10 protein-coding genes are annotated in these 7,735 nt (G+C 51.3%); 7 read left to right on the forward strand and 3 right to left on the reverse strand.

Annotated features, from left to right (window positions below):
- The first annotated feature begins 430 nt into the window (after positions 1-430).
- The 7 genes from ABJO75_RS23430 to ABJO75_RS23460 all read left to right on the forward strand — a co-directional run bounded on the left by ABJO75_RS23430 (position 431) and on the right by ABJO75_RS23460 (position 4,984).
- Positions 431-934, forward strand: coding sequence for a hypothetical protein (locus ABJO75_RS23430; RefSeq protein WP_348125015.1), 504 nt, complete (start codon positions 431-433; stop codon positions 932-934).
- A 304-nt stretch (positions 935-1,238) separates the two neighbouring features.
- The gene (locus ABJO75_RS23435) at positions 1,239-1,613 is read left to right on the forward strand and encodes a hypothetical protein (RefSeq protein ID WP_348125017.1); all 375 of its coding nucleotides are present in this window, start codon (positions 1,239-1,241) and stop codon (positions 1,611-1,613) included.
- A gap of 155 nt (positions 1,614-1,768) precedes the next feature.
- Positions 1,769-2,134, forward strand: coding sequence for a hypothetical protein (locus ABJO75_RS23440; RefSeq protein WP_348125018.1), 366 nt, complete (start codon positions 1,769-1,771; stop codon positions 2,132-2,134).
- Complete coding sequence (locus tag ABJO75_RS23445; RefSeq protein WP_348125020.1) at positions 2,131-2,418, forward strand: hypothetical protein; 288 nt, start codon at positions 2,131-2,133, stop codon at positions 2,416-2,418. The genes ABJO75_RS23440 and ABJO75_RS23445 overlap by 4 nt, the downstream gene beginning before the upstream one ends.
- 125 nt (positions 2,419-2,543) lie before the next feature.
- A complete protein-coding gene (locus ABJO75_RS23450) occupies positions 2,544-2,897 on the forward strand; it encodes a hypothetical protein (RefSeq protein WP_348125022.1) in 354 nt (117 codons plus the stop codon).
- Positions 2,898-3,569: 672 nt separating this feature from the next.
- On the forward strand, positions 3,570-4,406 hold the full coding sequence (locus tag ABJO75_RS23455) for a bis-aminopropyl spermidine synthase family protein (RefSeq protein WP_348125024.1): 837 nt from the start codon (positions 3,570-3,572) through the stop codon (positions 4,404-4,406).
- Positions 4,403-4,984: a hypothetical protein gene (locus tag ABJO75_RS23460; protein WP_348125026.1), complete on the forward strand. Its 582-nt coding sequence runs from the start codon at positions 4,403-4,405 to the stop codon at positions 4,982-4,984. Before ABJO75_RS23455 ends, ABJO75_RS23460 begins: the two co-directional genes overlap by 4 nt.
- On the opposite strand, the gene ABJO75_RS23465 is transcribed toward ABJO75_RS23460, so the two are convergent.
- From ABJO75_RS23465 to ABJO75_RS23475, 3 genes are read right to left on the reverse strand one after another with little or no spacing between them, the layout of a single operon-like run.
- The gene (locus ABJO75_RS23465; RefSeq protein ID WP_348125028.1) at positions 4,967-5,641 is read right to left on the reverse strand and encodes a hypothetical protein; all 675 of its coding nucleotides are present in this window, start codon (positions 5,639-5,641) and stop codon (positions 4,967-4,969) included. The two genes, ABJO75_RS23460 and ABJO75_RS23465, sit on opposite strands and share 18 nt — an antisense overlap.
- A complete protein-coding gene (locus ABJO75_RS23470; RefSeq protein ID WP_348125030.1) occupies positions 5,634-6,620 on the reverse strand; it encodes an ImmA/IrrE family metallo-endopeptidase in 987 nt (328 codons plus the stop codon). Before ABJO75_RS23470 ends, ABJO75_RS23465 begins: the two co-directional genes overlap by 8 nt.
- A gap of 48 nt (positions 6,621-6,668) precedes the next feature.
- Entirely contained in the window at positions 6,669-7,439 is a 771-nt protein-coding gene (locus tag ABJO75_RS23475; RefSeq protein WP_348125032.1) for a hypothetical protein, read from the reverse strand.
- Positions 7,440-7,735 lie beyond the last annotated feature (296 nt).

Here is a 7,735-nt window from a genome sequence, read left to right on the forward strand (position 1 = left end):
ATGTTTAGGCGGTCTACAGGTCGCGCAAACGCGCCCGAAGTCCGTTTTTCACCCGACGCTGGACATTTTTCGAGCGCCAAAGCGCTGTCCAAAACCTGACCCGTGGAAAAAGGGGCGTTGCCAAGGCAGTGGATTTTCGGATATGTGATCTTATAGACTTGCGATGATAATTATAAGATTGCGCATCGAGGAGGCCATAATGCTGACGTTCCTGAGATCGACTGCATGCGCTGCTGTCGCTGTCGCAACGACGATCGTTGCAGCGCCATCTACAGCGCAAGCACAGGCCTATCCGATCGACTGCGCGATCTTGCTCTGCCTGGCCGGCGGCTGGCCGAAATCTCCAGAATGTGGGCTCGCTTATACCACGTTCATTCGACGGATCACGCCCTGGCCGATAGAGCCGCCTCTCCAGATATGGCGTTGCCCGATGAACGCCTCATCTCTCACTGATCCGAACAGCCCGATGGAGCGACTTTTCAACGCAAGCTTTGCCGCCCGATCTCCACAGCCAGTCCAGACGCCGTTGCCTACGATCCTACCAGCCGTGACGAACAGCCGTGATTTGCCGTCAAAAGAAACGTCCATTTTTCAGCTGATCGCCGGTCAGGTCTTGTCCGGCACCGATATTGCTGATGTGGATATATCCGACCCCATCTATGATTTCGTGCGATCCATTCGTGTTTGGCACGTTGAACACTACAGCCATACCAAAACGTCGGGCCGCGATGCGCGCTGCGAAGAGAGTTACAGCATCCGGCTTGGTACGTATGGCACTCAGGGCAGTTTTTCCTGGGCGCGCACTGGTCCTGGCCAAGCGCCGCGTTTCGTCATTCCCTCACGCGCCTGCACAAGACACGCACGCCGACGCGGCGTTGGTCTCGAATGGAAGGACTACGAAGGTCAATATGGCTTTGAGTGGGTCAGCTACTAACCCTGCCGCCCAGAGTCTTGGCGCGCACAGTGATTGCGGCAGCCATCAACCCATTGCGTGCAGTTTCTAACCGACAATCAGACTAAAAAAGAGAGGAGCAGTTTCATCCAGAAGACCTAAAACCCCCCGCGAGGCGGTAACCTGCGGGGGGGTAAGAACAGCGGGATGTAGCGTCCCATGACCGCCCTAACTTCAGGTCCTATTCTAACCTCTCCCGCCATAACGAGCAAGCAATAACGCACCTGTGCGAACACAGGAGAATTGTCTGCTCACCGTCTCGCGTCCCACAAGCGAGGACCACATAGTGACCACATCGGCGATACCCCATAGCGGGGATTTCATGCGCCTTTTCGCGCGGACCCCCATGACGGGGGCCGCTCTTAGGACCGCCAATGCCCTGGCGGGCTACATTAGCTATGACGGCGTTTTCAGAGGCGCACCCAGGGGCTTTGCGGCCTTCACGATGAAGGAGTTGCAGATCGTGACAGCTTTGAGTGAACGCGCCATCCGCGCGGCCCTGGACGAGCTGGCACGCCTGTTCGGGCTCACCATCCAGCGCCGCCACCATGACCGGCATCTGTTCACGTTTTCCAAGGTCTATGACGCGACCGCAGACATGCCGGCATCCGCCGATCCGGCTCCTATGGAACCGCCCAGCCCTCACCGGAAAACCGTGTAACCGGCACCACAGTGCCGCCTTCTCTATATACGAAAACAAGAAGTAATAATGATACGCCTTCGTCCATTCAGATATCCGAAGGGGTAGGGTCGGTTTACCAGACGCCGTTTGCCGCCGTGATTGACAGGGCAAAGAAAGGCACGGAAGCCGAAGCAATGGATACGCAGTTCTTGTGGGCTGGATTCCAAATGCTGAACTGCCGAAACAGCCACGCCCACACACCGCTGTCTTGGCTGGTCGCCTTTGTGCGCAAGGCGAAACCCAAGTTTCAGTCGGCTGCGAAAGCGCCGCCGAAACAGGCGGCACCAGCCCCGGCTTGCGCCGATCCGGTGATCCTCATGGCGCGACCTGCGCCCTTTTCCAACAAGGATTTTCACGAAATCAACCTGCAAAAAATTATCGGGAAGGACGCCTATGACGAACGTATTACTGCAATCCAGAAGACCTACGGCGCGGGCCGATATGCAGCTAGACTGGCGGTTCATGGTCAGGCCGTCAAAGACGGGATAATCAGACCATGAACCGCCTTGGTGTCATCATCGCCGCGCTGGCTATTTCTGGGCCAGATGTTGTTTCCGCCCAATGGTGTGATCCACCGGTTGCGCCGGAGTTGACGACCATCGAGTTGGCAAAAGATTTCCGAGAAGAGTTCAAGGCCGAGTTTACCCAGTATTTCCGTGATGCCTCGCTATACACTGCCTGCCTTGACGCAGAGCGCGCCCGCATCTGGGAGGAAATGCAGTTTACGGCACAGAGATACGAACGCTTTTTGAACGACAGCAAAAGTTGGGGAGGCGGCGAGTGAAAAACCTGTAATGCCTATTATGTTAACTAAGTCAATGTTACTGACCTAAATAGGGCGCTGTTACAAGTATCCGCTTTGATCAAACCGTTGCTTTTCCAATCTCCCCATGAACACTGAAGGTTGCCATGTCCGATTACAAGAAAACGCCAGATCCCCGGCATGTCTTGCCGACGCGCCGTCTCACCGAAACACGCCGCGTCCAAACGCCGGACGGCCATACCATGCACCTGTCTGTCGGTTTTGATCCTGATGAGCCAGATCGACCGCGCGAGGTGTTTTATTCCGCCGGATTTAAATCTGGGTCGCAGCTCGAGTTTCAAATACAGGACGCTTGTGTCATGCTGTCTCTTCTAATGCAGCATGGGCTGCGCCCGCAGGACATAGCCAAATCTCTTGCCCGCACCGAACAACCAGACGGTTCAATGGTCTATGCGAGCATCACCGGCTTGATCGTTTCGGAACTGATAGCCGATACTTGACGATCACTTTACCACCGCGGAGACTAATGTGTTGGCTGTCCCTCACGCCGCACGCTTCCATCGCCTTACTTGGGTTTCTGGCTGGACGTCCTGCATTTTGTCAGCCACAGATCATGCCTCAGTTGCTCGCCGGCGTAGTTGCTGTTTTGCCTCGATGCGATGCGGTTTACTGAACCCTTGCGGCCATCTCGTCCGACAATCTCAACCCAAACGTCAAGCGTTTCTGACCTAGGCCAACCTCCAAGGTTGCGTCGCTGACCGACACAATGCGGGACCATTCTGCCGCTCGCTGCAAGTGCATGATCCTTGGCTTCGCCTACGCAGCATCGGGAAGGATGGCGGTATCCAGTCATTCGCTGCGGATGCGATTCTTTGCTCCGGCTAAGACAAAGTAAAATCTGAACTCCGCGCGGAGATCTGCAGACTTACGGAATTTCTAATAGCTGAACCAGACTGTACCAAGTATGAAACTAAGGTAGTTGAGATGCTACATTTCCCAGCACGATTCAGTGATCTTTTTGGGGAGTTCTCACAGCCGAGATGGTCCCAGAGTTTTTGCGCTGGCTGAAAGAATGGGTACTTGGCCGATTTCACGCAAAACAATCACACAGATACTGGCGAAGCGGTGGAATCTTGCATAGGTTGAAATTACATATTTTGTGAGGTGATATTTTGAGAACCCAGGTAGATTTGAGAGAAGCCATAAATGCCATTTCAGATGTCATTCAGAACCGCCCACGACCTCTACGAGAATTTGATCAAATCCATATGAAAGCTGGTGACATGGTCTTGCAGAGTGAGATCGTGTCTAACTGGGCCGATGGCAAGAGACTTGCATTCATAGGTGACGGAGACGCAATTAGTGTTTGTGTGGCGTATCTAAAGCATCGTGGCATAGTAGACTATGGACCATCCAAGATCACAGTTTTTGATTTCGACGAGCGGGTAGTCAAGGCCGTCAAAAGGTTCGCAGATAAAGAACGCCTCGAAAACCTAGATGCGCAGCTCTATAACTGCCTTGAAGGTTTTCCAGATACGTCGAAGTTTGACTGTTTTTACACGAATCCGCCTTGGGGGGCCTCTAACAACGGCGAGAGTGTAAACATTTTTGTCCAAAGAGGCATAGAGGCAGTTGCATATGAAGGCGATGGGATGATTGTCATCGCAGACGATGATGAATTGGCTTGGCCGAAACAAGTACTGGCAAGTGTCCAAAAGTATGCGTCGGACCGCAACTTTTTCGTTTCACGGATGATGCCAAAGCTGCACCAATATCATTTGGATGACAACCCGGAGTTGCTGTCCTGCAACCTAATCGTAACTTCAGTACCTGGTGTTGAAGCCCCAACAAGCCCGAGCGAGGCAATCACCGACATTACAAGACTGGAGAATTTCTACGGGAGATCAAATTCTCCTTGTGTAAGGTATGTGCGTGAACGAAAACGGGTCGACTATGGCCGCGCTCACGATGATGAATATGAATATGAATTGCTGGAGAAGATGCCATGACAAAGATTATCCGCCCCGGATCGGGCGTCCTATTTATGAAAGTGGGTACGCACGCAAAAGAAGGACTTGCAGACATTATTAGCCGCAAGTCGAAGGAAATTGATGACGCAGGGTTCTCTCTCTGGGGTTATGGTGGCAACACCTGCCACCCACGTACCATGGTCCAACCGTTCGCGGACATTTTTGAACAACAAGACAAGCCCATTCACTTGGTGATGGAGGAAATGAACTCACGGCACTTTGCAGAGCAAGTGAGAGCAGAAGAATATTCGTCAGATGGAATAATCTGGAAGAAAATTCCGGACGAAATTAATGTCTTAGGTTCACGCTTCGCGCTGGTGCTTAAGTCGCTTTCAACAGAAGAACATAAGTTGTCCCTAAACCAAACCCGTGTCCCTGTCGGCCCAAATGCAGGTCGACTTGGCAGTAGGTATATTCGTGGGCAGGTTGATAAGGCTTGCTTAGAAGTATTGGAACATCCCGAATTGTCCAATGAGGAGGACATCAAGGAAGTGGAGATCAATTTGGTGGCAGAAATGGATAAGCCCTATGCTGTGTTCTTAAGGAACAACGGCTAGTAGGCTCGTACCCTCTGCAAGGACTCTCCTTGAGGATTTTCGCAAGTCCGTAATGTAGCTGGTTAGAGCCTCGACCACATTGGCTTCATCTGCGCAGGGGCTCTTACATGAAAAACATATTGCCACAGCCTTGTCCGCTGTAGCGTTGCTGCAAACACTCGCTCGTATGTCCGAAAAACTCTCCTGTTGAAGAACGGAAACCATAAATTGCTCCAGGCAAGCCACAAAATTTTCCGGAATCTCCACATGATCGCAAAGAAGCTCGATTGCCGATATCGCACGTTTGTCACCGGTAAGCAGAAACCCTTGGCTCCTCGTTATCCTAACTGCCAGTAGCTGGCTTTCGCCAACATCGAGTTCAAGACTGTTACGAATGGCAAGCTGTTCTAGAACCGCAGCAGCTTCAAGTTCAGCATCAGTCAGTTCAAGTTCAACAAAGGTGCTCAGCAACACCTCCATTTCGGATTTTACTGCGTTCGGCTCCGTAAACGTGCGTTTCGTCGCCAAAACCTGTGGCAGCACATATTTAGCTGAACTTAAGATTTGGCAGTCGAGTCTATCAATATCGAAGATGCGCTTCGATGAGCCCGAGAGTGAGTAAGCAGCTGCCTTTAATAATATGTCATTGTCCAGGAGGATGAGACTTCGCTCAGTCATTGTGCAGTACATTCATCAAGTAGGACCAAGAATCCGAGGAAATGCGCTCATCATCCATCTGTTTGAGTGCAACACTGTTCACGTACGACCAAACGTCTCTCTGCTGATCGTAAATATGGTTTAGCGAAGCCATAGCTACGGGCCACTTCCCTGTTCGATGCGCGAGACAAAGAGCAAGTGTTCCCGGTTCGATCCCCCTTGGCGGCCCGGCTTCAAGTACCGCTGCTGCAAGGCTCCTCGCGCTGAAATCGTCAATATTTGTTGTGACATTCGGCTCGCTACTCCCAGTCAACAGCTCCAAAGCATACGCGTCTGCTTCTTGTTCTTCGGGGTCATCTACCGCCTGATCATGGTCATCCATATCAACAATCGCCGGAGCATCAGCAAAGTGACCGAGTGCTATGTGTCCAAGCTCATGAGCCAAGGTAAATGCTACTGGCGATGGGAATTTCGCGTCTTTCCCTAGCATAATTGCGAACCGATCTCCGTCATGCACAACCATCGCATGCATGTGCTTTGCTGCTAAAGGAAACACACGAAGGTGTACTACCGGAATCCCTAAACCCCAGCAAAAAGACATTAAGCTTGGTAAGTCCACGAATGGTTGACTGGAAAGAATTGCTGCTCGCACCTCCGACGCAGCAAAAGTTCTGAAGTCCGGATTGGTAGGTGTAGCACGAATAATTAATCGTCCAATCGATATCCCAAAAGATGTGAGTATTGAACGTTCGATATCTCCGTCATGACCCAGACTCTTGAAACGGGCTTCATCATGCCAAACAAACTCCACGCGATCCCCCAGAAGAGATTCTGGTGCTACGCCTAACCTCCGGGAGAGAGCAAACCTCAGGTCGGCTTGAGCCGAGCGATCATCATTGGCATCATCTGTCCACCAAGCTGGCCATGCCGCCTTGATAGCGGCATCACTAAGCCCGGAATCTCTGAGGCGTTGAAAGAGCTTTTTTGTATCGTGATCCACCGCAGTGCCAAAATTGATCTTTGTTAGTCCGATTAACGGGAATAATTCCTAAAACGCCAATGTTTTTTGACCATCGTTTTGAGAGAAGTCCACGGTGGGGCCTTGGCGCAACCGGGTGACTAGCTCTGACCAATTATTCAAACAGTCAGAGTCGAACAAATTACACTCGTCAATTTCATCTTGATCAAGGCGTCTTGGATCACAGAGCTTAACCCAGAAACTTCCGGTTAAATTTGCGGTCATGTCCTCATAGTAGCCCTCGGGTTCAGTTCCATTTGCAACCATTTGAAGAAGCGCTGTTACCTGACTGTTCCCAACCTGGCCAGCAGTCGGCGTGAAATTCCGATAATTGGAAGGAACAAATGGTTTTCCTGCAACCAGTCGCAAAGAACTCTCAGAATGACACATAAGAGCATAATGTGCCCTCTTAGGTTTCCCATGTTGACTGCCGCGACTTGTAACCAGAGTGGCCTCAGGTAGTATTCGTTCTACGCCATAAATATCGATATATCGTCGCCATACAAACGTCTGGGACGGTTCTGTATCGGCCTTTTTTGGTTTCGACTTCATTTTTGAGAATACAACTTTGATGCTGTTTCTAAGAGTGGCGATCGACCTTGTTGCTTGAGCGGGTGGGTTTCCAACGCCCCAAAAGAACAATCCGCCATTGCCCTCTCGTTCCAGATTTTTGCGACGAATGATCTTGTCAAGAGACTGACCTGCCTCGGTCTGCATACGAGTCCAACATAGAAGCGTCGTGTTGATCTCAGAACTTTGACTTGCGTCGCCGCGTAGTGCTTTGTCTTGACGATTTTTCATAGAATCCACCTACTTCTTCAATAGGTCTATACGATGACTTTGAGTAGGAGGTCACCTACGATATCCGGCCATGGTGAATGCGAGCAAATAGCAGCGTATGACCCAACAGATCGTCTCTGTGGGGATGCCACGATTGAAGACTGCCACCGTGAGCTGGAGATATAGCTGAAAGTTGGTGATGGCCCTGAGGGGCGGCATATCATGGCGTTGTTCACGCGCCGCAATTCTCATCTGAGAAAAGGATATGCCACATGACGACAAATACCATTACCCAATTGCCCGATCCACAGGGATTT

This window comes from Sedimentitalea sp. (assembly GCF_039973035.1).
GTDB lineage: Bacteria > Pseudomonadota > Alphaproteobacteria > Rhodobacterales > Rhodobacteraceae > Sedimentitalea.